We start from the raw sequence: 24,302 nt of genomic DNA on the forward strand, positions 1-24,302 counted from the left end.
TAACGTTAATGTCAATCATATATTTAATCAATATTCCAAATGAATTGTGATATAATGGCATGAGTCTAATGAACAGGAGATTTCCATTTTATGTATACCCTTACTAAACGCATCGTTTTGCGGATCTGGATAGTGCTGCTTCCTTTCGCTATCTTGGGCATTACTGAATATTTGAACCGTGGAAGCTTCCGTGAAATTCTCAATTGGGGATTCAGCCATACCCCTTCCCTTTTTCTTGCCTATTTAATCGTCTTAGGTCTCTTTTTGCTTTTGCTCTCCTTGACAGGAATGGGCAGATTATCATTCTGGCTGCTAAGCGCTCTATTATTCGTCATTGCCGGACTAAGCGGAAGCAAGCTTAAAGCATTGGGTGCGCCGCTATTCCCATGGGATGTGTATTTTCACAACGAAGATGTAAAATTGAGCTCATATCTAAGCGCATACCTCACATTTCCCATTATAGCGAGCATCCTGCTTTTTACGATTATTTTCTTTACGCTGCTGCATCGGGCTGTCCGGAAACGCAACACTTCAATATTCAAGCTCTCTTGGAAAGAACGTGCAGCATACGCTGCGATTTCTATCCTGCTGCTAATTACTATTTTCATAGATAAACCCATTGATCTCAAAAGCTTTTATCATATAGATACGATACCTTGGGATCAAACACTCACCTATGATGACAACGGCTTTGTGCTCTCATCGGTGATGATGACTCATTTCTTAAAGACTGACCAACCCAAAGGCTATAGCAAGCAGGATATATTGGCGACGATCAAAAACATTCCATCCAGCAAACAATCAGACACGGCCCACCCTAATATCATCGTGATGCTCAGTGAAGCCTTTTGGGATCCGACCGTGATGACCCATGTCAGCTTTAGCAAAGATCCTATTCCATTCCTTCACAGTCTGCAAAAAACCTACACAAGCGGCACGATGCTGTCTCCCCAATTCGGAGGAACGACTGCCAATGTCGAGTTTGAAGTATTGTCCGGCAATTCCATGCGCCTGCTTCCTTTGGGACCGGATCATGTGATACCGTATCTCACTTACATGAATCACGGTGTGGATTCTCTCGCCAGCATCATGTCCCGAAAAGGATACACAAGCACAGCCATCGATCCTTTTTTCAATTGGTTTTTTGACAGCCGCAAGGTGTATAAGCATTTTGGATTTTCACACTATATCAGCAGTGAATTTTTCCCGAATGATTTTGAAGGGCCTAATTATGCCGACCGCTCGGTTGCGAACAAGATTATAGAAGAAACCGAGAAAAGCAGCGGCCCTGATTTTATTTTCGCCAGTACGATGGAGAATCACGCGCCTTTCATTCCAAACAAATTCAACAGCAATGAGATTAAAGTAACAGGCGATATTTCAGCACTGTCCAAAGGCATGCTGGAATCCTATGCTCACGGTATCTCCGACGCAGATAAGTCCTTGCAACAATTGGTCGATTTCTATACCAAAAAAGGCGATCCGACGATCATTTTGTTTTTTGGCGATCATCTTCCTTATCTGGAAAAAGACTATATGGTTTACCGCGACGCCCAATATTTGCTCCCGGACGACCCGGATTTCTTGACCAAAACGCACAATACCCCATTTGTGATTTGGAACAATTATTTACCTGCGGGCAAAGAGGAGCTTCATCTCAGTCCTGCCTACCTGGGACCGTATTTGCTGCATATGGCTGGGATTCAAGGAAGCTACTATACCGATTATTTGTATGAGCTGTACAAAAAATTCCCCGTGATACCGCCGCCGGAGTATTGGCAGAAAGCGGGTATACAGGCGAAGGATCTGGAAACCTACCGCAAGCTGGAGTACGACATTATGCTCGGCAATCGCTATGCCTATGAAGCTAAAGGCTTTAAAAACAGCATTATAGATCCAACTTTCACGCTCGGCTACGGAAACCCTCAGATTGGCGAAGTGAGTCAAGACTCGAATCAGATCACGATTAAAGGTAAACGATTTTTTCCGCAATCCACGATTTATTTGGACGGTACACAACTATCCACGAGTTATCGGGATGAAACAACTCTTTCCGCCTCATTAACGAAGGATCTGAAACTGGGAACAGGCAGACAGCATCGTCTGGAAGTCAGGCAATATGACGACAAAAAAGCTTTGATCGGCCAGTCGAATGTTTGGATTTTGGAGTGAATGCGGCGGCCAGACAAGGATAAACGGCTGCGCCGTCCTAATGACGAGCGCGTTTATCAAGGTTGATGCGAAGCAAGATAAGTTTAGAAAAACTTATACTTCTGATCAACTTAAAAAAAAACCTGCCCCCCTTGATCACGGGAAACAGGTAAGCTAAGTTCTTATTCCTATCTTATAAATGTCATTCTACCCCACATCTGAATCATTCAATCGTGATAAAAACAGTCGGGTTCGTTCATGTCTCGGCTGCTCAATCACTTGCTCCGGCGGCCCTTGCTCAACGATCACTCCATTGTCCATAAAGACGACCTGATCTGCTACATTACGCGCAAATTTCATTTCGTGTGTCACGATAGCCATCGTCATTCCTTCGTTCGCTAATTGCTTGATAACCTTCAGAACTTCCCCGACTAACTCCGGGTCTAACGCCGATGTTGGTTCATCAAACAGAAGCAGCGCAGGATCGATCCCCATCGCCCGGGCAATGCCTACCCGCTGCTGCTGTCCTCCGGAAAGCTCATGGGGATATGAATTCGCCTTTTCTTCAAGGCCAACCTTCCTCAAAAGCTCCATCGATCGGTTATGCGCCTCTTCCTTTGACCTTTTTTGCACAATGACCTGCGCCTCCATGACATTCTGCAGCGCAGTCATATGCGGAAAAAGGTTATAGGACTGAAACACCATGCCGGTTTGTCTGCGAAGCGCAAGTACTTCCGCAGGATTCGGTTTGGTATCGCGATTGAATGAAATCCGGGAACTTCCGATGCTAAGTGTTCCCTCCGTTGGGGTCTCCAGCAAATTGATACTCCGCAGCAGGGTCGTTTTCCCTGAACCTGAAGGGCCAATGATGACCATGACTTGACCTTTTTCAATCGTAAGATCAATGCCTCGAATGACTTCATGAGTCCCAAAGCTAATTTTCAAATTTGCAATTTCAATCATTCGGTTCTCCTTTATCCGTTACCTTGCGACATATCGTCCAAACCGCTTTTCCAATCGACTCTGCAGTGTGGATAACACTGTGCTGAATATCAAATAGATGATTGCAGCTTCACTGTAGAGCATCAATGGCTCGTAAGTAGTTGCTGTGATTTGCTGTGCTTTTTGGAACATCTCCGTCATTGTTATGGTCGCCGCAAGGGAAGTGTCCTTTAATAAACTAATAAAAGAATTGCCCAATGGAGGTACGGAAACTCGAGCAGCCTGCGGCAAGATAATACGGCGAAGCGCCTGTGAGCGCGTCATCCCAATGGAAGAGGCGGCCTCCCATTGACCTTTGCTTATGGAAAGTATCGCCGCGCGAATAATTTCCGAATTGTAGGCACCTACACTGATGGAAAATCCGATCACAGCAGCCGGAAAAGCATCAATGATAATGCCAACGCTCGGCAGCCCATAAAAGATTATAAATAACTGCACCAAAAGTGGTGTACCCCGAATGATCCAGACATAGAATCTGGCAATAGCATCAAGGACCCTCAAGTTCGAAATCCGAGCGAGTGCTGTTAGAAATGCCAGCGCAAACCCAAACACGAAAGAGAGCAAAGTAAGCGGAATCGTAAAAGCTACCCCTGCCTTGAGCAGGGGTAGAAAAGAGTCAAGTAAGATTTGAATTGTTCTATCGCTCATAGAAGTTTCCCTTATCATACTTATTTCGATACGTCTGCACCGAAGTATTTTTGTGAGATTTTCAAGTAAGTTCCGTCTGTCTTCATATCGGTTAATGCCTTATTGATGGCATCCACCAATTCCTTATTGTTCTTGTTAATCAAGACAGCGCTTGGTGTAGCATCCTTCACTTCATCGACAATCTTGATCTTTGCATCCGGTTTTTGCTTTTTGAAATCCAGGAACGAAAGTCCGTCATTGACCGTTGCATCGATCCGTTTGGAGAGAAGCAAATCAATCGCTTGATTAAAACCATCGGTTTGCACAATGGTCGCACCGTTGGATTTGGCGATTTCAGTCAAATTACTAGTTAGGGATTGACCTGCTTTCTTACCTTTGAGATCCGCCAGTTTTTTAATATCCTGATTATCTTCATTCACGATTAACACTGCTTTTGAAACAATGTAAGGGTCGGAGAAATCATACTTCACTTTCCGATCTTCTTTAATACTGACTTCGTTGACAACAACATCGAATCGTTTCGCATCAAGTCCGGCAAACATGCCATCCCACTTGGTTTCAATAAATTCCGGCTGTACGCCGAGACGCTTGGAAATTTCTTGCGCGATTTCCACATCGAAGCCTGTAAGTTTCCCGTCTTTATCGTGGAAAGTGAACGGTGCATACGTTCCTTCTGTTCCTACGCGAATTTTGCCGTTAGCTTTAATTGTTTCCAGCAAGTTCTTAGCTGCCGCAGCCGAAGTAGCTGTTGGAGTAGCTGCTGGTGAAACTGTTGGAGCTGCTTTAGTCGAATCTGATGCATTTGGTCTGCTTCCACACGCTGTAAAAATAATCGCCACGGTCACCAGAAGTGCCGCCATTGTAAACCATGATAATTTTTTCATTTTTTGTTCCCCCATCTGTGCTCTTTTACGCTGTATGGATTACCTTAAAACGTAATTTTGATTCTACCACTTCTTACTTTAGCTCGTCAATAGTTATTCCGACTTATTAACTAGGGATTATAACACTAATTAGTCAGTGTATTATTTGTAGGGGTGACTTTCCATCTTATGAAGATCGGTAAGGGTCCGTAACGCATGATCGATGATCGTGGGGATGTCGCCCATCTGCTCCTCGTTAATTTTGCGGTGAAACCGAAGCTCAATCTTGTTCATGTAGATAACAGGCTCCTGACCATAAACAAAGCTTAAATTTTGGATAGGAGGCAGCTCGGGCTGCCATATGTCTTGAATTATAGCTTCTATTTGTTCACACTGGTTGGACACGTTCTCAACAGGCATGTAGAAAAATAATCGCAGCGTACATGCTGGTATCTCGCCCGAAAGCTCAAGAATTTCTGCCGCTAAGTCTCTGAGCGAAGCTTCAAGTCGAATCTCCCCAGTTATCTTCTGGTGGTCATTAAGCTGGAACTGTAGGGAAAACTCTCGGGACATAACGGACATTTCCATCCGATCGGTTCGATGGGTGATTTGGATTTGCTCTGTAAGATTGTCGAGGTCATATAGCTGATTTTCAAAAGCTACCTTTAAATTATCGAAAATAGTTGGATCAAACATGGTCATGGTCTGCCTATCCGCCTCCCTTGATCTAATTATTTACCCCAATTGCATAATTCATAAATATCCATTCGGTGTTCCAACTCCTTCCAAGCAAAAGTATCTTGTGCTATGATCTTCATCATGCCACAATAGAAGAAACATTGGAATTGCGAGGGTGTCCGACATGCTGTTTGTGTTAATTGCCTTATGGCTGATCGCCATTCTTCTCCTGCTGCTAGACCCGCGTTCCGCGACGATTCGCTGGATCAGCGCTGTTGCTTTTACCGGCGGTCTTGGCGCATTGGCTGCTGTCTTTGATGATAATCTGCTTCCACATCTTCGGCAGGCTTCCATCGTCAGCGAATCAACGCTATCCTTGCTCTTCAACATACAAGCTCTATGCTCCCTAACTTCCTATTACGGGCTTCCTTATTCCTATCTCATGCTGTCCCTTCATTATCACCCTGTGCTGCGGCAATCTCGAGTCGGCAAGTGGGTGCCTTATTTGCTGCTGCTGCCGCCGATTGCATGCATCCTCTTCACGCCAGGGTATACGGTCAGCAGCCCCATAGACTTCCCTATCGTCTCCCTTTGGGCGGTTCCTTATATCATTGCAGGCTCTTTACTCCTCGCGTTAAAAAAGGAAACACTCCCGGCCATGCAGCGCACTCATTTATTCACCTGTCTGGCACTAATCCCTTCTTTACTCTGCTTTGCTGTCCTAAACTACCTGCTGCCTACTTTCGGCTTTTACCGGATGTGGGTATATAATGCTTGGAGTTTATCGATTACGGTCCCTTTCTTCATATTCACCCTATTTAAATACGGGCTATTCGGCATCAGGCTTCTATTGGAGCGTCGAAAGCTCGATTCCACGTTACGCGCAATCACTTCCGGAACTGCCATCTTGAATCATGCAATCAAAAATGACGTGGGCAAAATGCGCCTGTTCAGCGAAAAAATGCGTCACTATGCTGAAGAAACCAATCAGCCGGAGCTGCTGGAAGACCTGCAAGTGATTATGAAAGCTTCTGAGCACATTCAAGAAATGATTGGAAGAGTTCATGAGCAGACCCAAGAAATACCTCTTAAGCTATCAGCATTATCATTGGATGACATGATTCGCGATATTATCGCTTCGATGAAGCCTTTAATGGGATCGATCCAGGTCGAGATGAACATACCGGAAGGAATTGTGTTTAGTTGTGACGAAGCGCAGGTGACGGAAACAGTTACCAATGTGGTGAATAACGCCGTTGACGCTATGCCGATGGGCGGCGTACTGGAGATCAAAGCTTTCATCACCAAAAAGAATGTTGTGCTCGAAGTGAAGGATACTGGAATTGGCATGGAAAAAAACGAGTTGAAGCAGGTGCTCGAGCCCTTTTATACGACAAAAAGCGGCAGCCGCCATAACTTTGGACTCGGACTCGTGTATTGTTATAATGTGATGAAAAAGCACGGCGGCTCACTGGAGCTGCGAAGCGAAAAAGGAAGGGGAACGAGCGTATTTCTTTCCTTTCCGGCGAACCGTCTGATCCCGATTGAATCAAGAGCGGAGGAACTTTATGGATCCAATCAAACTGTTCATCGTCGAGGATGATCGCGACTGGCTGCGAGGGCTGACCGCTTATTTGAACCGGCAGCCGGATTTACAGATTATCGCAACGGCAGCAACAGCCGAAGAAGCACGCTCCATTCTAAGCGGACCGGACTTTGGAGCAGATGTGGCCTTGCTCGATATTATGCTTGAGGACGAACCGGCAGGCATTCAATTGGCGGAAGAAGCGGTTGAAGCTTGGGGGATCAAGGTCATTATGCTGACCTCCATGGAGGAGAAGGATTTGATCTTTCGTTCCTTCCAGGCAGGCGCCATCGATTATCAGATCAAATCGAACTTCGAACAGCTGCCGACCGTAATTAGATCGGCACATCAGCGCAGCGCTCCGATCAATGCTGCCGTTGCCGAGAAGCTCCGCGAAGAATTTCGCAGGCTTAAGCGGCTGGAGCAGCAATTCAAGGTCAAAGAAATGAGTGACCTGATCACTCCGACAGAGCTGCAGGTGCTCGAGATGATTGACCAAGGCCATACGCAAACGGAAATTGCCGGGAGATTTTTCATCTCACTGCGCACTGTGAAAATTCATGTCGGCCATATTCTGAAGAAGCTGGGCAGCTCCAGCAGCAAGGAAGCTGCGCAAAAGGTGCGAGAGCTTGGTTTGTTTGAACAAAAGCGTTCCAAAGGCGATAAGGATATCTGATTGCCCTTGGAACGCTTTTGTTTATGTTAGTGGATGTCCTTCTTTTTGAAACGGCCGCCTTTGACATCATGGATATTGCCGACAGCCATGAAGGCATTAATGTCAATATCATCAACGATTGCTTTGAGCTTCGCTTCCTCCAGCCTGGTAATGACGACGAAAATCACCTTCTTATCCTCTCCGGTGAATCCGCCCTCTCCTTTTAAATAAGTCACACCTCTACCCAATCGATCCATCAAAGCATCGCCGATCTCCTGAAATTTATCGCTGATGATCCAGACGGATTTGGATTCGTCGAAGCCTTCTATCGTAATGTCAATCATTTTGAAAGCTATGTAGTAGGCAATTAAGGAATACATCGCTCTATCCCAAGTAAAGACGAATCCGGCACTGCCCAGGATAAACAGATTGAAGAACATGACCACTTCACCTACAGAGAAAGGCGTTCTTTTATTAAATAGAATGGCAATAATTTCTGTGCCGTCGAGCGAACCGCCAAAGCGGATGACCAGGCCAACGCCGATTCCCAAAATAATTCCGCCGAATACGGAGGCAAGCAGCGGGTCGATCGTCAAAGGTGCAACCGGATGCAGCAAACTCGTGCCAATGGACATGATGGCAATCCCGTATAACGTGGATATTGCGAACGTTTTCCCGATCATTTTATATCCGATATACAGAAAAGGCAGGTTGAGCACAAATAGAAATATTCCTATAGGTATATGGCTTAGATAGGAAGCCATAATCGATATCCCGACGATGCCTCCATCAATGATCCGGTTCGGAACCAAGAAGATCTCGAGTCCTACTGAAACAAAGGCGGCTCCAAGGAATAAGAATACAGATCGGCTCCAAAAGGCGGTTCTCGTTAATCTTCTGTGCTGGTGAACTGAGGAGCTAAGCTGCTTAATCTGCTCTTCCGGGGTCAATGTCTCACTCTCCTTTTGCTGCATTCTAACTTCAATATTACCATAAAAATACTTATATAATGCTGATTCACATGATATAATAACTATGTCTTTACAAAATGTTTACATATAGGGGAGATTGCATGAAGCTCTATGGAAAGCGGATATGGGAACTGACGAGACTCAGACTTCCAATCCTGTTATTTGCGATAATACCTGTAGGGGTGATGGAGCTTCTCAGTCGAGGGCACTTTGGAGAATCCTTCACCTGGATATTTCAGCATAGTTTCGAATTTACCGGAAATGTTCTGCTCGTATATATCCTCTTGCTTTTGTTTACAGCCCTGATTGGCAGAACCCGAATTGCTTTTTGGAGCTTGTCGGCAATACTCATCCTTCTCTCCTTGATCAGCGGAATTAAGTTGAAAATGCTCGGCGTTCCTCTACTGCCTTGGGACTTCGTATTAAGCGGAGAAACTCAGGATATGCTTAAATATCTCAACAATATTTTAAGCATAAGAATCATTTCAGGAATTGTTCTATTTATTGCAATCAGCTATGTACTTCTCTATCGCACATTTACATTCAAAACCAGTTTTTCCTGGAAGGAACGGGGAATCACAGCTGCGGTTTCCATACTTCTCTTGATTGCTCTATACACCGATCGGCCTCTGCAATTGCGAAATTGGACCGGTATCCATGCTCAGCCCTGGAATCAATCACAAAATGTGCACACCAACGGATTTGCCTTAACCACGATGATGAATACCGCAATTATGTTTACAAATCAGGCGAGCGGTTTTACCGATCAAGACGTCTCGGCCATCATAACTACCATTTCTCCATCCATAAAACCGGAAGAAACGGCAATCAAGCCCAACATCGTGATTATCTTGAGTGAAGCATTCTGGGATCCTACCCTAATCAAAGGTACTCAATTCAGCCAGGATCCGATCCCATTCTTCCACAAATTGCAGCAAAACTATTCCAGCGGCACCATGCTGTCTCCACAGTTTGGAGGTGGCACCGCAAACGTGGAGTTCGAAGTCCTGACCGGCAACTCCATGCGTTTCCTGCCGCAAGGTTCTATTCCATATAACCAATACATCGATCATGGTATAGATTCCCTGGCGAGCATACTTGCCAGACAGGGCTACACGTCCACCGCGATCAACCCGTTCTACAGCTGGTTCTTTAACAGCAAGACCGTGTATCAAAATTTTGGCTTCTCTTCCTTTATTCCTATTGAATATTTCAAGCCGCACTATGAAGGCCCTTACATCGCTGATAGTGAAGTGGCCGATAATGTCATCGCCAAAAGTGATGCTACACCGGGGCCTGACTTCATTTTCACCAACACGATGGAAAATCATTTCCACTTTTATCCCGGTAAATTCAAGGAAAACACCTTCAAGATCAAGGGTGACATGACCGAATCCGCCAGAGGGATGCTGGAAACCTTGGCCCAAGGGATCAACGCTTCCGATAAGATGCTGCAAACGATCGTCGAGCATTTTGAGAAGAAGAAAGAGCCTACCATCGTTGTGTTTTTTGGAGACCATCTTCCTTATCTGGGGGATGATTATCAAGGCTTTATTGAAGCCAAGTATCTGGACGGAAAAAATGATCCTGATTTTCTAAATAAAATGTACCGCGTACCCTTGGTTGTATGGAATAACTATCTGCCTGCCAAGAAAGACAACCTGGATATGAGCCCCTCATTCCTCGGACCGTACGTGCTGAAGCAAGCAAAGCTCCAGGGCAGTTCTTATACGGATTTTTTATACAACCTTTATCAAAAAATTCCTGTTATACCGCCTAGTAATTATTATGAGCGTTTGAACATCAAAGAAGAGGATTTGAAAAACTACGAGATTTTGCAAAAAGACATCTTATTCGGACATCAAGTGTCCTATCAGAGTTATACCGAGCCCATCATCAGCAAAGAGTACCAGCTTGGATTTGGACCGATGCAGATCAATAAGGTCAGTTCCAATACGGCAGAAATTTCCGGAAAAACCGAAATGAATCTGACCGTGCAAGGTACGAATTTCCCTCCGTTGGGCGTGGTTACAGTGAACGGTAAGAACCTCCCAACCACCTATATCAGTGATAATACCTTAACGGCCAAAGTTGATAGCAGTCTGCTGCAAGCAGGCACCTTGGAGATTCAAATCAAAGTTATTGACTCTAAAGAAACCGTCATCGGCAAATCCAACACATGGCCACTGGATTCTGGCACTCATTAAGCCTTAAAAGAAAGCTGTTCCCAAGCCCTTTGGCTGCGGAATGGCTTCTTTTGTATGTTTCAAAACTAGTTCAGCAGGTTAAGAAATACATGTACCGGATTTTATCAAATTCTGAGGAGGAATCATCATGAACAATGATAACAAACGGACAATCGTACACACAGTCAATAATATTCTTGAAGCGCGTAATACCATAATGAGGCTTCAGCAAGATGGATATCCGAAAGAAAATATATTCGTGCTAAGCCATGATAAATCTAGAACCGAGGATGTCGCGGATCAAACGGATACCAATAAAATAGGTGTAGCGGAGGAAGGCGTCCTGACAGCAATCGCAAACCTGTTCCGATCCACAGGAGATGGTCTGCGGGCCAAGCTGACCGCGATGGGCGTATCCAAGGAGCATGCCGACCGCTTGGAGAAAGAAATGGATTATGGCAAAATTGTTATACTGGCCTGGAGCGGCACAGCGTATGATGGGGATAAATATGATGACAACATTGAATATATGAGGCCGTACGACTCCGTCCCACTTCTTTAAGAAAATGAGCAAGGGGCTGCAACTTCAAGCAGAATTCTGCTTGAAGTTGCAGCCCTTTTTTTGTGTGTTTTTGAATCCATGTTTTTCTTATTATGATTATCTTGCACTCCATGATCCTCATCGTTGCTCTCTTGCAAACGTTCCATTCGCGTTCGATTGCCTACAGGGTCATATAGATAGTAAACCGATATTAATAAAACTTAACATTCTATTAACATACCTGTAACAATTGCCCCTTAAAATGGAAGAGTTACATATTCAGCACTTGTCCCATAATTTGAAAGGAGTAATCAAATGAAGAAAATTTTACACGTAGCACTCGGTTTGGCGTTATTGGGTTCGATCGTCACTCCAGCTGTAATGGCTGCAGACACACCTGCTTCCACAGTGAAAGTACAGCTTCTGGGCATCAACGACTTCCATGGGCAATTGGATACGGTATCCGATGTGAAAGACGCAAACGGGAAAGTAGTCGACCAACGGGGAGGTGCCAGCTATCTCGTAGCTTACTTAAATGAACGCAAAAAGACCAACCCGAACACACTGCTGATCCATGCAGGTGACGCGGTCGGCGCCAGTGCACCGCTATCGGCCCTTTCCCAGGACGAGCCGACGATGGACTTGATGAACAAGCTTGGGTTTTCCGTAGGTACGCTCGGCAACCATGAATTCGATCATGGCGTCGCTGAAGCGAAGCGTTTGGTCTATGGCGGAATCAATCCGATCACTGGGAAAAATTACGCTGGTGTAAGCACAGATTTCAAATATGTCATCGCCAATGTTGTGGATGAAAAAACGAATGAGCCCATTTTCCCAGCTTACACCATTAAACAAGTGGGTGGCGTGAAAATCGGTTTCACCGGCGTCGTCACTATGGAAACACCGAATATCGTGAACCCGAGCGGAATCCAGGGCTACAAGTTCATAGATCAGGCTGAAGCGGTCAATAAAGCTGTCGCCGAAATGAAAAAGCAAGGCGTAAACACCATCGTCCTGCTTGCGCACGACCCCGGCTTCGGCACGAACGAAACAGATGCAAACGGCGAAGTCATTGACCTGGCGAAAAAGCTGGGCGACGGCGTCGATGTCATATTTGCCGGGCACAACCATGGACAGTTAAGCGTCAATGTGAACGGCAAGCTCATCGTTGAGGCCTATTCGTACGGCACAGCGTTCTCCGATGTCGATCTTGAGATCGATCCGGCAACGGATAAGGTGGTCAGTAAAAAAGGTGTAATTGTAAGCACCAACCACAACGGCGTGACCCCAGATGCGGAAACGGAAAAGATGCTCAAAGATTTGGTAACAGCTACTCCTAAATTGACTGAATCGATTGGAACGCTTGATAAAGAAATCACCCGCACTACAAGCGCAGCGGGCGAAAGCGCGTTCGGCAACCTGATCGCTGACGGGATGCGCGAAATCATGAAGACTGATTTTGCCTTCATGAACTCCGGCGGCATCCGCAACGACCTTCCCACCGGAAAAATCACATATGGCGACATGTTTAAAGTCCAGCCTTTCGGTAATGTGCTCATCAAAATGACTTTGACCGGCTCCCAACTCCGTGAGGTGCTTAACCAGCAGTGGAAAGGACAGGACCCGAAAAGACCGCGAATCGGCCAGGTATCGGGCTTAACTTACATCTATGACGACAGCAAGCCAGCAGGAGAAAAGGTCGGCGAGATTAAGAAACTCGACGGCACTCTAATCAAGGACACTGCGTCATACACCATTACTGTCAATGACTTTATGGCCAACGGCGGCGACAAATACGAGCTGTTGAAGCAAGGTACCAACCGTGTAGCCGGTCCGGTCGATCTGGATGCGACTATCCAATATGTCAAGGACCATTTCACCTCAAAAAACCTACCGGTGACCGCTTCCATAGAAAACCGGTTTACCAAAATCGCAGCGCCAGCCAAAGATTTTAATGACGTGCCGACGACCTTCTGGGCGTACAAAACCATTCAAGACCTGGCTGCAAAAAATGTAATCCAAGGCATCTCCGACAATCAGTTCGCTCCGGACCGCAATGTGTCCCGTGCTGAATTCACCGCCTTGCTGGTGCGCGGACTGGGCTTGAAAGACTCGGCGGACATCAAGTTCTCTGACGTTCCTTCCACGGACCCACTTGCGAAAGAAATCGCTATCGCCATTAAAGCAGGAATCATTGAAGGCGAATCCGACACTCGTTTCGCTCCCGAAAAATCCATCAAGCGCGAAGAGATGACCGCGATGATGGTGCGCGCTTACGAAGTCAAATCGGGCAAGAAAGCGAAGTCGACGAAAACTGCCAACTTCAGCGACATGTCAGACGTCAACGTTTGGGCGAAGGAATATGTGAATGTGGCTGCTGAGCTTGATTTAGTACGTGGCCGCATGCAGGGTGTTTTCGAGCCGAGCGGCATCGCCACACGTGCGGAAAGCGCGCAGATCATTTACAATCTTTTGCAGAAATAATCTATTCGGATAGCAAACCGATATAATAGACATGCTCCGGACATAGGTGCACCCCTTAAATAGACATTGAGAAAAGCCTCTCAATGACGATCTATTTTAAGGGGTGCATTTTACTTATCTTACCTTTTGAAAGCTGCCGCAATTCTTGCGCCTACCTCTGCATTATGTTTGACAAGCGCAATGTTCGTGGTCAAGCTGGCTCCGCCAGTCAGCTCTTTGACTTTATTAAGCAGAAACGGCGTTACATCTTTACCCTTGATATTCATGGATTTGGCTTGTCCAAGTGCGTTAGCAATCGCCTCGCCAATTTGAGATTCCTCGATCTCATCCTCAACTGGCACCGGATTAGCTATAATTACGCCTCCATGAAGGCCAAGCTGCCACTTGGTTTGAATGAGTGAAGCGACTTGTTCCGGAGTATCCAACCGAAAATCTACCCCGTGACCGCTGCTTCGTGAATAAAACGCAGGGAATTCATCGGTTTGGTACCCAATGACAGGCACACCGTGGGTTTCGAGGTATTCCAAGGTTTTTGCAATATCCAGAATAGACTTTGCGCCAGCGCAGATGACTGCTACACTGGTTTGGGCAAGCTCCGTCAAATCTGCAGAAACATCCATCGTGATTTCCGCTTCCCGGTGAACACCACCGATCCCTCCGGTTACAAAAAATTGGATGCCTGCCATCTCTGCGCAGATCATCGTCGCGGCTACTGTGGTCGCTCCATGCTTTTTCTTTTCCAAAATATAAGCAAAATCCCGACGGCTAACTTTCGCTACATCTTTGCTTTGTGCAAAAAATTCCAATTCCTCCGGGGTTAAGCCAATTTTGATTTTGCCCTGAATGATCCCGATCGTAGCGGGAACCGCTCCGTTATCCCGAATGATTTGTTCTACGGCCCGCGCGGTTTCCACATTTTGCGGATAAGGCATGCCGTGTGAAATGATGGTCGACTCCAGGGCAACAATCGGCTTGCCCGACCTTTTGGCATCTATGACTTCTTCTGTAAACTCCAATAATGTTTCCAATCTCATAGCAATTCCTCCGATTTATGTTGAGTTAATAGGCTGTATAGCTGCTCGGCATTCAAGTTCGAAACGGTTCCTCTGGATTGCAAGGTCAGCGAGGCTGAAATCATGCCCAAGCGGCAAGCGGTATGTAGAGATTCACCTTGCAGGATACCGAAAAGGACGCCAGCCATCAGAGCATCTCCAGCACCGGTAACATCTGCAACCTCGACTTTAGGCGGGAGCAAATGTTCACTTTCATCCTTGATTGCCCATACAAGGCCCTGCTCACCTAACGTGATCACAACCTGTTTGACTCCTCGGCCAATGAGTTGCTTGCAAGCTTCCTGGGCATCCAATATTGAATTAATCTTAGTATCCGTTAAAACCTCGGCTTCATTTCTATTTGGTAAAATAAGCTCAATCCCGTTCAAATCCCGAGGAAGCTTCCTGGCTTTAACTGCGGATACCGTATTCACGCACAGGGAAAGCTGATCATGCTTGCATTGCTCAATCACATAAGCAAGAATGTGCTCCGGCACGTTGGTATCGATCAGCACCAGCTTTGACGACACGATGTGCGGCCACCTGGACCTAACCATCTCCTCCGTAAGCTGATCATTAATACGCATGTCATTCACAGCAATTACCATTTCCCCATTCGGATTCAGAATGGCCGTGTAAGTGCCCGTCTGGCTCTGGGGAAGCACAAAAGCTTGGCTGACATTAACCCCCTGGCGTCTCGTTTCCTCCAAGAGCCATTTCCCTTCATTATCGTCGCCAACCATCGTAATGAGCGAGGCCGCGCATCCGAGTCGGCTAAGATTCTCCGCTACATTTCGCGCAACGCCGCCGCCTGAGTGGACAATCTCCGCCGGATTGGATTCGTGGTACTGTACCGGCTGAATGCTTTGAGCTTTACGGTCTACATTCGCTGCGCCGATACAAGTAATCCGTGCTTCCTGCGGCAATACATAGGCACGGCCCACAATTTTCCCTTTGCGTACAAGCTGGGAAATGTATCCCGCTACGGCTGACCTGGATAATCCAAGCCTGGCAGAGAGATCATTCTGCGTAATAAATGGGTTCATCTTAATATAGGAGAGAATTTCTTGTTCTTTATCCACTGCATCATCACCTTATCAAATCTATCTTACTTTAAAGAAATAACAAACACTTGTCCTTATTATAGACGTTTGTCCATGCATTGGCAACGAATCATCGATGGATGGCTGTTCACGATATAAAAAACCGACAGCGTAAATGACTACACAAGCGTAGTCGATTTGGCTGCCGGTTCTACTGTTTTAATCAAGATTGTGCTTACTTACCGATCTTCACGATACTGCCTGTGGCTTGAGATTCAAAAGCGGCTAAAATCACTTTAAGGGATCTCGCTCCCTCTTCTCCGGAGATGCTCGGTGCTGTGCCGTTCACAATGCAATTGATAAACACATCAATAACATCACTGGAGGTTTGCTTCTCATTCGTGGCCATTTCCCCGACCTGATACTTATTCACAGTTCCATCTCTTAGCTCCACGATGACCTGATCGTCAGGATCTGTCCCGATCTTCATCACGCCGTTTTGACACCACAGGATCGTGCTGTTGTCTTCGCCCTTGTATGAGGTCCAGCTCGCAACCAGGTTACCGATGACGCCGCTTCTCATCCGCAGCAAGCAGATGGCGTTATCGTCCACATCGGTTCCTTCTTTATCCAGCGTGCCTATCATCGCGGCGACTTCAATGACTTCATCGCTGAGCATCCAGCGAATCAAGTCCGCCTTATGTACGCCCAGATCACCCATTGCTCCCATGATCGCTTCTTTTTTCCGGAAGAACCAGCTGTTGCGGCCATCGATGCTCCAGCCTTCAGGTCCCGGATGACCAAATGCGGTGCGAAATGTCAGCACTTTGCCCATGATGCCGCTGTCCAAAATCTCTTTAGCCTTAACATGCGCAGGCATCAAGCGTTGGTTGTGGCCCACCATCAGGATGACACCATTCGTGCGAGCCGCTTCGATCATGGCCGCAGACTCTTCCTCGGTAACAGCCATCGGCTTCTCAACCAATACATGTGCACCGGCTTTTGCTGCGGCAATGGAGGCATGCGCATGCAAATAGTTAGGTGTGCATACGCTGACCGCATCTACCTTCTCATGGTTGAATAATTCTTCATAGCTGCTGTAAGCTTTCCCGCCATATTCCTTTGCATAATGCTCCGCTCTTTCTATGACAGGATCACAAAAGGCGACAAACTCCACATGCGGATTATTCACATATTCCGGGACATGCCTTTTTTCGGCGATGGAGCCGCATCCGATCACGGCGACTTTTATTTTGGACATGGTGCAATTCCCCTCTACAGTTGATTAATTTTTGCGATAGTTTTCTTTTATCCAATTCAGGCTGTTCTCAATACTGACGAGCGGCGGCTTCTGGCATGTATCCTGCTCAACAATGAGCCACTCCACGCCTGCCTCTGCGGCGGCTTGAATCACTTTTTTCAGATCCACGTCACCGAAGCCAAGCTCTAATGTAACAATGTTTTGATTGGCATCTTTTGTAAAATCCTTGAAATGCAGCAGCGGCAGTCTGCCGGCATATTTATTAATGTAAGCAAGCGGGTCTTGCCCGGCAAATTGCACCCAGCATACATCCAGCTCTACCTTAACAAACTCCGGACTTGTAGACGCATACATCGAATCAAAAACGAAGCTGCCATCCACTTCCAAATCAAACTCAAAAGCATGATTGTGATAGAGGAACTGCAGACCTTGCCGGGCGGCTTCCTCACCAAATTTTTCGATTTCAGCAAAAATCCGCTTCCAACCTTCAACATTTCTTTCATCTTCAGCCACATAGGGACAAATTAAATACTTGCCGCCGAGTGTCTTCAAATAGTCAATTTCCCCTTGCAGATTCGTCCGCATGCTTTGCAAGCTTACATGGCTTCCTATGGCTTTAAGTCCAATTTCGTCCAGCAGCTTCCTGAGAGCTCCAGCTTCCATCCCAAAATAACCAGCAAATTCTACACCTTCATAGCCTAGAGCTGCTACCTTGCGAAGAGTGCCTTCCATATCTTTTTGCATATCATCTCTTAAGGTGTAAAGCTGAACGCCAATTCCCATTCTTGACATATACATTCCTCTTTTCTCTTAAATAATGATTATAGTAAAAAAAGCACATCTATAATTGTAACTAAAATTAGCCTGAAATGAAAATAAACGATATAATCAAAACATATCTTATTTTGCTGTAATTGGATGGTATCTATGGAGATAGAGCTGTTGACCTGTGGTTATTCCTTTCATATGGACCGATTTTATATCATGAATAAGGGCGGCTTGCCATCCTTTCTATTTCGGCTGCAAACCGAGGGCAATTGCGAAGCGATGGTCGAAGGCTCTTTGAGGGCGATAACGTCCGGCGATCTGCTGATGTATCGACCGGGTGATATGTATGAGCTTCGAGTGGAAGAGCAGCCGGATCAACCCAAGGCGAAAATTGCCAGCGGCGATTACTATTTATTTTGCAGAGGCGCTTGGATCGAGAATTGGTGGTCACGTTCGCCCAAACCCGCCTGCAGCCGAATCGGCCTTGACGACAAGCTGCTCTCCCTATGGAGACAGTTGATTTTGGAGAAGCTCCGAATGGAAGAAGCCGATCCGGAGCTCACGGAATATCTATTGAGGGCCTTATGTATCAATTTGGAGCGAGCCGCGTCAGAAACTGTCTCTCAGCAAGGACGTCCTTTTACAGGAACAAGAATGAAGAGGTATATAGAAGCTCATGCGAGTGTCACCTTCAAGGTTGATGATGTGGCCAGTCATGTGGGCTTAAGCGTCTCCCGTGCCCTTCATTTGTTCAAGGAGTATTTTGGGAAGACGATGATCGAGTATGCACAGGAAGTTCGACTCACCAGCGCCGTTGAACGAATGCATTACAGTGCCATGACGCTGGAGCAAATCTCCGAAAGCTGCGGCTTCGGAAGCTATCCTTATTTTCATCGCGTTTTTAAGCAAAAACACGGCATCTCACCCAGCCAATATCGCCAAAATCTCGCACACTAAGGGGTATCGGCAGCCTTGATTTCTTTCACTCTGCCTACCTGTCCGTCGGTCAGTCTGACCTTTATGCCATGCGGGTGGTTCGGGGAATTGGTTAAAATATCCTTCACGATTCCATCCGTCAATTTGCCGGTTCGCTGATCCTGCTTCAGTACAATACTCACGCCCAGCCCTGGTTTGATGTCATTGCGATTTTGTCCATTCATGATGAGCCACCTCTTCAGTTATATCTAAATAAATTTCTTGAAAAATTTTTAAAAAAGCCGATTTAAGTTTTACAATTTTGGTTAATACATTGATAAGGTACTTACATACGGAACTAACTTTAAAGATAGGCAGGTGCTTGGAAAATGGAAGTTGTTAGCTAAGTTGTAACCAATTTTTAAGGTTATCTTAATCATTGTACATTATTCTATACTTATATATCCAATACTCAGGATGGTGATATGAAATGAGAATGTTTATTACAGTTCAAAATAAAACAGTCCCGGTCTTCTCCGATGAAAAAAATAAAAAGAAATTGAATCTATTAAAATCTGCGCTGGAATCCAAAGTGGTCAAAGGACGCAAGGCGATCAAGCAATGCCTGGATTCCTTGATCAGTATTGAAATTGTGGGCTGCGAGGCCATATTGCATTCTTTTAACGAAAGAGATTCTTTGGCTTTGTCTCTTTATTAAAAAAACCGGATAAATGAAAAACGGAGCTGGAAAGATTCCAGGACTCCGTTTTTGTCGTATTCGTATTTATCAATTACAATTGGGAAAGATATAATTCTTCTATTATTTTGCGGTGGTGCAACTGGTGCCCTGCAATGATATAAGCGATTCCTTTGACTGTAACGTCATTGTTGCTGAATTTACCGGCGCGCCCCCATGCCTCATCTGTCAATCCATGCAGCTGATATAAAGTCGCATGACGCACAGCAGTGAGCTCTTCAAGAAGATCCTGCACGGAATGCAGTTCAAACGCTGCCCCATTCACATAAGTATCCTGCTCGAATCCCGGTAATGGAGTTTGATCGCCGCGAGAAAATCTCAGAAGACGATAACTCATAATTCGTTCCGTATCGGACATATGGCCGATGACTTCCTTAAGGCTCCACTTACCGGGAGCATAGCGGTATTCACCTTGAGCATCTGTAATATTCCTAAGAAGATCCGTTGTTTCCTTGATTTGCTGGGACATAAGCTGGAGCAAATCGCCTTCAGGCACGAGACTTACATACTGTTCATGATAAGCTGCATATTCATTTGATGCTGGACGTTGGTTCATGACTTATCTCCCTTCTTTAATATATTATCCATCATATAACATCTCTCCTCTGTTGTAACCTAAAGATTTTTACCGAATTTGGATGGCTGCCGCAGAAGTCGTAAGTGGACAAACTTAAGTGTACAATAAAGGAAACAAGGCATTGACTGCGTCTTGGCCATCCATCCCAGTTAAAAGAAGAGGTGTACGATGAGAACGGAGCAACAAGTTAAGCGAAAATGGAATGAACTGAAGAAACAAAAACAGACACTGACGGAACAGCTGGGGCAAACGACGGAAAATGAACATCAAAGCGTAGAGAGCATCCAAATTCTATCGCTGCAGATTGAACGGGTGGATGAAGCTATAACCCTTCTTGAATGGGTCCTAGAACAGCCGATGGGGAGCTATCATACATGAAAAAAGGACTAACCCAAAAGCCATGAAAATGGCCGAGGGTCAGTCACTATGCTCATGCAGACATGAATCAACCGTACTTGTATGTGATGCCATGCCCGCCCTTTGGATATACCCAAGCGATATTGTCGGACGGACAAGCAATTCGGCAGGTGCCGCACTCGATACAATTTTCAAAAGCTACTGTCGTAATTTTTAGCTTTTTCTCCCATTCATACACATCGGACGGGCAAAAGAAGTTGCAATCTTTGGTCACACATTTCAAGCAATTTTCCGTCTCTTTGATCACCAGGTGAGACTCGGTATCGCATTTATAGCGAATCGTAAATAATTTCTCCGAAACATCGCTGTTGCTCATCCATTCATCGCCCTCCATCCTTTATAGCCCAGCTTCATCAAATTCATCGTTCCGCCGGCTGCATTCTTTATGATTTGTGCCGCCTTTTTCTGTTTTTCCGCCTTGCTTACCCCATCTACCAGGAACATATTATAGGCCGCTTCATTCACGGCTCTGGGCAGTTTATCGAACAAAAGCTCAGGATCCTGGTCTTTCAGGAATTGATGCATACCCCTGTATTTTTTCAAGTCCTTGTGGATAAAAGAGGTCTTAATCTTCTCGTCATACGCTGCCAATGAAGCGGCCGAGAAATCATGGTTAGCCTTAGCTGCTATAATCGTCTCACCGGCAAATCGTCCTGAGGTCATGGCTAAATTGGTTCCTTCCCGATGGACAAAGTTGACCAGCTGCGCTGCATCCCCGCATACACACCAGCCATTCCCCGATAACGGAGGAATAGAGTTCATCCCGCCCTCAGGTATCAAGTGGCCTGAATATTCTTTGGTTTCCCCGCCCTGGATCAGCTTGCGGATCATAGGATGCTGTTTGACCGAATCCAGTATCGCATAGGGCTTAACCTTTTTATCGCGGAGATGGTTCACCATAACGCCGACTCCGAGGGAAATGGTTTCTTTATTCGTATACAGGAAGCCCATGCCCGCCATCCCGAGTGAAGTTTCTCCCATAAATTCAATGGTGACTCCTTCGTCTCCTTCAAGGCCAAAACGGTCTTCGATCTTCTCTCTTGGGAGCGCGATCACCTCTTTAACCGCAAGAGACACCTCATCCGGCTTCCATTCCTTATGAATGCCCATCGCTTTGCCGAGCAAGGAATTCACACCATCGGCAATCACCACAACATCCGCATAGAGGTTGCCATCCTCACGGTCTGTTTTTACGCCGATAACTTTATCCCCTTCGCGAATCACATCAAGCGCTACAGTTTCATAGATCGGCAGCGCTCCGGCTTGTACGGCCTTATCGGCGAACCACTGATCAAACTTGACGCGCAGCCCGGTGAAGCAATTATAGGGTTCCTTGTAGGCCTCATTCCGATGGCCAAAAGTCACCATCGATTCCTTGCTCATCATCCAAATGCGCTGCTCTACCACATACCGCTCCATCGGGAAACTCTTTTCCAGCCAGAATTCGGGCACCAGCTCTTCAATCTGTTTGCGGTACAATATGCCGCCAAATATGTTTTTGGCACCAGGGAATTCACCCCGCTCCAGCAAAACCACAGAAAGCCCGGCCCGCGCCATAGTCATTGCTGCTGCTGCTCCCGCAGGTCCGCCGCCGACTACGATCGCATCGAATTTTTCGTTCATATGGCTTGTTCCTCCTTGGCTCGAATGCCGAAAATCCCTCTGCGCCGTCTGACTTCCTCTGTGATCGCCGGGACGATTTTGAACAAATCGCCAACGATGCCGTAATGCGCAAACTGAAAAATCGGAGCTTTCTCATCTTTATTGATAGCCACGACAATATCCGAGTGGCTCATGCCCACGGTATGCTGAACCGCACCCGAGATGCCGATTGCAAAATACAGCTTGGGCCGCACCGTAAATCCGGTCTGTCCCACCTGATGCTCGTGCTTGATCCAGCCTGCATCCACAGCTGCGCGGGAAGCGCCAACCACGCCTCCCAAGGCATCCGCCAGCTCCTGGAGCATGGCGAACGGCTCAGGTCCGCCGAGGCCGCGGCCCCCGGACACAATAATCTCGGCTTCCTCGAGATTGATCGAACCCGTATCGCGCAGAAAATCAAGCACCTGCGCGGCAATCTCGTGCTCCTGCATCGTATTCTCGATGCGGATAATCTCTGCGCTGCGAGAAGCATCTCTCGGCAGCGCCTGGAAAACACCCGCACGGGCCGTGGCCATCTGCGGTCGATACTGCTTGCAGAGGATGGTCGCCATCATCTTCTCCGAGAAGGCAGGACGGCTGGCGAGCAGCAGCCGTGACGGAGGCAGCTCGACGTCGAGCTCCGTCGTGTCGGCGGTGAGCCCCGTCGGCAGATGGGTCGCGATGGCTCCCGCCAAATCGCGTCCGGTCGCCGTGGCTCCGAAGAGCACGATTTCCGGCTTCACGTCGTGGATCAGCTTCAAGCACACGCGGCTGTAAGGCCGTGTCCGGTAAACGCGAAGCTCTGGAGCTTCGCACAGGTACACTTTATCCGCGCCGTAATAAACGGCTTCCTGCGCAAGCTGCGTCACATCGTCGCCAATAACCAGGGCCAGGAGCGGCACCTCCAGCTTGGCGGCCAGCTTTTTGCCTTCGCCCAGGAGCTGCCAGGACACCTTCTTGGCTTCGCCTTCCCTTTGTTCAACAACGATCAGAACGCCCCTGTAAGCGGACCAATCTGGCATGGCATCTTCTTTTTGCTCTTCAACTTGTTCTGTGGACATTGGTTCGATCCTCCTTAAAGTTTTGCGATAGCAAAACTGGCATCGTAAGCATTATCTGAGTTTTGCGATAGCAAAACTGGCATCGTAAGCATTATCTGAGTTTTGCGATAGCAAAACTGGCATCGTAAGCATTATCTGAGTTTTGCGATAGCAAAACTGGCTTCGTAAGCATTATCTGAGTTAAGCTGCTACACCCATCCCAATCGTTTGGGCAGCTCCCCGGCCCAGAGTTTTTCTCCCAACTGAGCTGCAATGTCATCGGCTGAATCCCCGCTAATCTTATGTGATTTAACAGCCTTCACCTCCGGCACCCACGTTTTTGCAACGATGGTTGGAGAGCCTTTCAGTCCAATTTTGGCACGCTCGAGGTTAGGAAAGTCCGCTGTCGTCCATACAATCGGCTTGTATCTCGCCGCACGAATCATTCCAGGCATCGAAGCCCGGCGAACTTTATTCAATTCCTTCAAAGCCGTAATCAAGAGCGGCATACTTGTTTCAACGACTTCGATGCCGTCCTCAAGCAGGCGATGGACCTTAACTTTGCGCCGTTCTTCATCGACCTCTACTACTTTGCTGACATACGTCAATTGCTCCAGATCAAGTCTGCACGCTACACCCGGACCCACCTGGCCTGTATCCCCATCCAACGTCTGCTTCCCGCAAAAAACCATATCTACAGCACCAAAGGTCTCAGCTATTTTTTCAATCGTACTCGCTACCACATAAGAGGTTGCCAAAGTATCAGCTCCGGCGAAGCCTCTGTCCGTCACCAGCACGGCTTGATCCGCACCCAGTGAGATACATTCCTTTAAGCTTTTTTCCGCGGGAGGCGGTCCCATGGTTACGACAGTTACCTGTGCTCCATGCTGATCCTTGATCCGCAATGCTTCTTCCAAGCCATGCAAATCATAAAAATTCACAATACTGGGAACCCCTTGACGAATCAGTGTGTTGTTTTTCGGATCGATACGTATTTCCCTGCTGTCCGGCACTTGCTTGATACATACCACGATATGCAGCATCTGCTTCCTCCAATCTTTGTGAAA

At 46.7% G+C, this 24,302-nt stretch carries 24 protein-coding genes; 9 read left to right on the forward strand and 15 right to left on the reverse strand.

Features of this window, described 5'->3' with window-relative positions; genetic code table 11:
• Positions 1-90: 90 nt before the first annotated feature.
• Entirely contained in the window at positions 91-2,172 is a 2,082-nt protein-coding gene (locus BLV33_RS07895) for an LTA synthase family protein (protein WP_090789872.1), read from the forward strand.
• Between the two features lie 186 nt (positions 2,173-2,358).
• Here BLV33_RS07895 and BLV33_RS07900 read toward each other — a convergent pair whose 3' ends face one another.
• The 4 genes from BLV33_RS07900 to BLV33_RS07915 form a co-directional block, all read right to left on the reverse strand.
• Entirely contained in the window at positions 2,359-3,114 is a 756-nt protein-coding gene (locus BLV33_RS07900; RefSeq protein WP_090789874.1) for an amino acid ABC transporter ATP-binding protein, read from the reverse strand.
• Between the two features lie 18 nt (positions 3,115-3,132).
• Positions 3,133-3,801, reverse strand: a complete 669-nt coding sequence (locus tag BLV33_RS07905) for an amino acid ABC transporter permease (RefSeq protein WP_090789876.1) — start codon at positions 3,799-3,801, stop codon at positions 3,133-3,135.
• Between the two features lie 20 nt (positions 3,802-3,821).
• Positions 3,822-4,685 carry an amino acid ABC transporter substrate-binding protein gene (locus tag BLV33_RS07910; RefSeq protein WP_090789878.1) on the reverse strand — a complete coding sequence of 288 codons (864 nt, stop codon included), beginning with the start codon at positions 4,683-4,685 and terminating at the stop codon, positions 3,822-3,824.
• Positions 4,686-4,826: 141 nt separating this feature from the next.
• Positions 4,827-5,360: a hypothetical protein gene (locus tag BLV33_RS07915; protein ID WP_090798758.1), complete on the reverse strand. Its 534-nt coding sequence runs from the start codon at positions 5,358-5,360 to the stop codon at positions 4,827-4,829.
• 166 nt (positions 5,361-5,526) lie between these two features.
• Between BLV33_RS07915 and BLV33_RS07920 the strand changes: the two genes are divergently transcribed.
• Both BLV33_RS07920 and BLV33_RS07925 read left to right on the forward strand, forming a co-directional pair.
• Positions 5,527-6,945: a sensor histidine kinase gene (locus BLV33_RS07920; RefSeq protein ID WP_090789880.1), complete on the forward strand. Its 1,419-nt coding sequence runs from the start codon at positions 5,527-5,529 to the stop codon at positions 6,943-6,945.
• Entirely contained in the window at positions 6,911-7,603 is a 693-nt protein-coding gene (locus BLV33_RS07925) for a LuxR C-terminal-related transcriptional regulator (protein WP_090789882.1), read from the forward strand. The genes BLV33_RS07920 and BLV33_RS07925 overlap by 35 nt, the downstream gene beginning before the upstream one ends.
• A gap of 26 nt (positions 7,604-7,629) precedes the next feature.
• Here BLV33_RS07925 and BLV33_RS07930 read toward each other — a convergent pair whose 3' ends face one another.
• Positions 7,630-8,532: a YitT family protein gene (locus BLV33_RS07930; RefSeq protein ID WP_253186998.1), complete on the reverse strand. Its 903-nt coding sequence runs from the start codon at positions 8,530-8,532 to the stop codon at positions 7,630-7,632.
• Positions 8,533-8,654: 122 nt separating this feature from the next.
• On the opposite strand from BLV33_RS07930, the gene BLV33_RS07935 reads away from it, so the two are divergent.
• The 3 genes from BLV33_RS07935 (at position 8,655) to BLV33_RS07945 (ending at position 13,764) form a co-directional block, all read left to right on the forward strand.
• Positions 8,655-10,760: a sulfatase-like hydrolase/transferase gene (locus tag BLV33_RS07935; protein ID WP_090789886.1), complete on the forward strand. Its 2,106-nt coding sequence runs from the start codon at positions 8,655-8,657 to the stop codon at positions 10,758-10,760.
• Between the two features lie 127 nt (positions 10,761-10,887).
• Positions 10,888-11,301 carry a YflT domain-containing protein gene (locus BLV33_RS07940; RefSeq protein ID WP_171909053.1) on the forward strand — a complete coding sequence of 138 codons (414 nt, stop codon included), beginning with the start codon at positions 10,888-10,890 and terminating at the stop codon, positions 11,299-11,301.
• A 294-nt stretch (positions 11,302-11,595) separates the two neighbouring features.
• Positions 11,596-13,764, forward strand: a complete 2,169-nt coding sequence (locus BLV33_RS07945) for a 5'-nucleotidase C-terminal domain-containing protein (RefSeq protein ID WP_090789890.1) — start codon at positions 11,596-11,598, stop codon at positions 13,762-13,764.
• 119 nt (positions 13,765-13,883) lie between these two features.
• On the opposite strand, the gene BLV33_RS07950 is transcribed toward BLV33_RS07945, so the two are convergent.
• From BLV33_RS07950 to BLV33_RS07965, 4 genes are all read right to left on the reverse strand, one after another.
• The gene (locus BLV33_RS07950; RefSeq protein ID WP_090798761.1) at positions 13,884-14,792 is read right to left on the reverse strand and encodes a pseudouridine-5'-phosphate glycosidase; all 909 of its coding nucleotides are present in this window, start codon (positions 14,790-14,792) and stop codon (positions 13,884-13,886) included.
• 2 nt (positions 14,793-14,794) lie between these two features.
• Entirely contained in the window at positions 14,795-15,898 is a 1,104-nt protein-coding gene (locus BLV33_RS07955) for a carbohydrate kinase (RefSeq protein WP_090789892.1), read from the reverse strand.
• A gap of 196 nt (positions 15,899-16,094) precedes the next feature.
• A complete protein-coding gene (locus tag BLV33_RS07960) occupies positions 16,095-17,120 on the reverse strand; it encodes a Gfo/Idh/MocA family protein (protein ID WP_090789894.1) in 1,026 nt (341 codons plus the stop codon).
• 24 nt (positions 17,121-17,144) lie between these two features.
• Positions 17,145-17,912, reverse strand: a complete 768-nt coding sequence (locus tag BLV33_RS07965; protein ID WP_090789897.1) for a sugar phosphate isomerase/epimerase family protein — start codon at positions 17,910-17,912, stop codon at positions 17,145-17,147.
• Positions 17,913-18,047: 135 nt separating this feature from the next.
• Here BLV33_RS07965 and BLV33_RS07970 point away from each other — a divergent pair, with 135 nt between their 5' ends.
• Entirely contained in the window at positions 18,048-18,845 is a 798-nt protein-coding gene (locus tag BLV33_RS07970; RefSeq protein WP_090789899.1) for an AraC family transcriptional regulator, read from the forward strand.
• On the opposite strand, the gene BLV33_RS07975 is transcribed toward BLV33_RS07970, so the two are convergent.
• Entirely contained in the window at positions 18,842-19,048 is a 207-nt protein-coding gene (locus BLV33_RS07975; RefSeq protein ID WP_090789901.1) for a YwbE family protein, read from the reverse strand. The genes BLV33_RS07970 and BLV33_RS07975 overlap by 4 nt on opposite strands.
• A gap of 245 nt (positions 19,049-19,293) precedes the next feature.
• On the opposite strand from BLV33_RS07975, the gene BLV33_RS07980 reads away from it, so the two are divergent.
• Positions 19,294-19,521, forward strand: a complete 228-nt coding sequence (locus tag BLV33_RS07980) for a 3-dehydroquinate dehydratase (protein WP_090789903.1) — start codon at positions 19,294-19,296, stop codon at positions 19,519-19,521.
• A 73-nt stretch (positions 19,522-19,594) separates the two neighbouring features.
• Here BLV33_RS07980 and BLV33_RS07985 read toward each other — a convergent pair whose 3' ends face one another.
• Positions 19,595-20,116, reverse strand: coding sequence for a DinB family protein (locus tag BLV33_RS07985; RefSeq protein ID WP_090789905.1), 522 nt, complete (start codon positions 20,114-20,116; stop codon positions 19,595-19,597).
• Positions 20,117-20,305: 189 nt separating this feature from the next.
• Between BLV33_RS07985 and BLV33_RS07990 the strand changes: the two genes are divergently transcribed.
• A complete protein-coding gene (locus BLV33_RS07990) occupies positions 20,306-20,515 on the forward strand; it encodes a hypothetical protein (RefSeq protein WP_090789906.1) in 210 nt (69 codons plus the stop codon).
• 67 nt (positions 20,516-20,582) lie between these two features.
• Here the strand turns inward: BLV33_RS07990 and BLV33_RS07995 are convergent, their stop codons facing one another.
• The 4 genes from BLV33_RS07995 to BLV33_RS08010 all read right to left on the reverse strand — a co-directional run bounded on the left by BLV33_RS07995 (position 20,583) and on the right by BLV33_RS08010 (position 24,278).
• The gene (locus BLV33_RS07995; RefSeq protein WP_090789908.1) at positions 20,583-20,870 is read right to left on the reverse strand and encodes a ferredoxin family protein; all 288 of its coding nucleotides are present in this window, start codon (positions 20,868-20,870) and stop codon (positions 20,583-20,585) included.
• Positions 20,867-22,177 (reverse strand): FAD-dependent oxidoreductase, encoded by a 1,311-nt coding sequence (locus BLV33_RS08000; protein WP_090789909.1) that lies wholly within the window; start codon positions 22,175-22,177, stop codon positions 20,867-20,869. Before BLV33_RS08000 ends, BLV33_RS07995 begins: the two co-directional genes overlap by 4 nt.
• Complete coding sequence (locus tag BLV33_RS08005) at positions 22,174-23,256, reverse strand: electron transfer flavoprotein subunit alpha/FixB family protein (protein ID WP_090789911.1); 1,083 nt, start codon at positions 23,254-23,256, stop codon at positions 22,174-22,176. The genes BLV33_RS08000 and BLV33_RS08005 overlap by 4 nt, the downstream gene beginning before the upstream one ends.
• Before the next feature lie 188 nt (positions 23,257-23,444).
• Positions 23,445-24,278 carry an electron transfer flavoprotein subunit beta/FixA family protein gene (locus BLV33_RS08010; protein WP_171909054.1) on the reverse strand — a complete coding sequence of 278 codons (834 nt, stop codon included), beginning with the start codon at positions 24,276-24,278 and terminating at the stop codon, positions 23,445-23,447.
• Positions 24,279-24,302 lie beyond the last annotated feature (24 nt).

The organism is Paenibacillus sp. GP183, from assembly GCF_900104695.1.
In the GTDB taxonomy this organism is placed as follows: Bacteria; Bacillota; Bacilli; order Paenibacillales; family NBRC-103111; genus Paenibacillus_AI.

Coding starts and splice junctions, on each gene's coding strand:
- BLV33_RS07970 (WP_090789899.1), top strand. CDS start 18,048: ATGGAGATAGAGCTGTTGACCTGTGGTTATTCCTTTCATATGGACCGA.
- BLV33_RS07975 (WP_090789901.1), bottom strand. CDS start 19,048: ATGAATGGACAAAATCGCAATGACATCAAACCAGGGCTGGGCGTGAGT.
- BLV33_RS07935 (WP_090789886.1), top strand. CDS start 8,655: ATGAAGCTCTATGGAAAGCGGATATGGGAACTGACGAGACTCAGACTT.
- BLV33_RS07900 (WP_090789874.1), bottom strand. CDS start 3,114: ATGATTGAAATTGCAAATTTGAAAATTAGCTTTGGGACTCATGAAGTC.
- BLV33_RS07940 (WP_171909053.1), top strand. CDS start 10,888: ATGAACAATGATAACAAACGGACAATCGTACACACAGTCAATAATATT.
- BLV33_RS07985 (WP_090789905.1), bottom strand. CDS start 20,116: ATGAACCAACGTCCAGCATCAAATGAATATGCAGCTTATCATGAACAG.
- BLV33_RS07945 (WP_090789890.1), top strand. CDS start 11,596: ATGAAGAAAATTTTACACGTAGCACTCGGTTTGGCGTTATTGGGTTCG.
- BLV33_RS07905 (WP_090789876.1), bottom strand. CDS start 3,801: ATGAGCGATAGAACAATTCAAATCTTACTTGACTCTTTTCTACCCCTG.
- BLV33_RS07995 (WP_090789908.1), bottom strand. CDS start 20,870: ATGAGCAACAGCGATGTTTCGGAGAAATTATTTACGATTCGCTATAAA.
- BLV33_RS07925 (WP_090789882.1), top strand. CDS start 6,911: ATGGATCCAATCAAACTGTTCATCGTCGAGGATGATCGCGACTGGCTG.
- BLV33_RS07960 (WP_090789894.1), bottom strand. CDS start 17,120: ATGTCCAAAATAAAAGTCGCCGTGATCGGATGCGGCTCCATCGCCGAA.
- BLV33_RS07965 (WP_090789897.1), bottom strand. CDS start 17,912: ATGTCAAGAATGGGAATTGGCGTTCAGCTTTACACCTTAAGAGATGAT.
- BLV33_RS07920 (WP_090789880.1), top strand. CDS start 5,527: ATGCTGTTTGTGTTAATTGCCTTATGGCTGATCGCCATTCTTCTCCTG.
- BLV33_RS07895 (WP_090789872.1), top strand. CDS start 91: ATGTATACCCTTACTAAACGCATCGTTTTGCGGATCTGGATAGTGCTG.
- BLV33_RS07915 (WP_090798758.1), bottom strand. CDS start 5,360: ATGTTTGATCCAACTATTTTCGATAATTTAAAGGTAGCTTTTGAAAAT.
- BLV33_RS07980 (WP_090789903.1), top strand. CDS start 19,294: ATGAGAATGTTTATTACAGTTCAAAATAAAACAGTCCCGGTCTTCTCC.
- BLV33_RS07910 (WP_090789878.1), bottom strand. CDS start 4,685: ATGAAAAAATTATCATGGTTTACAATGGCGGCACTTCTGGTGACCGTG.
- BLV33_RS08005 (WP_090789911.1), bottom strand. CDS start 23,256: ATGTCCACAGAACAAGTTGAAGAGCAAAAAGAAGATGCCATGCCAGAT.
- BLV33_RS08010 (WP_171909054.1), bottom strand. CDS start 24,278: ATGCTGCATATCGTGGTATGTATCAAGCAAGTGCCGGACAGCAGGGAA.
- BLV33_RS07990 (WP_090789906.1), top strand. CDS start 20,306: ATGAGAACGGAGCAACAAGTTAAGCGAAAATGGAATGAACTGAAGAAA.
- BLV33_RS08000 (WP_090789909.1), bottom strand. CDS start 22,177: ATGAACGAAAAATTCGATGCGATCGTAGTCGGCGGCGGACCTGCGGGA.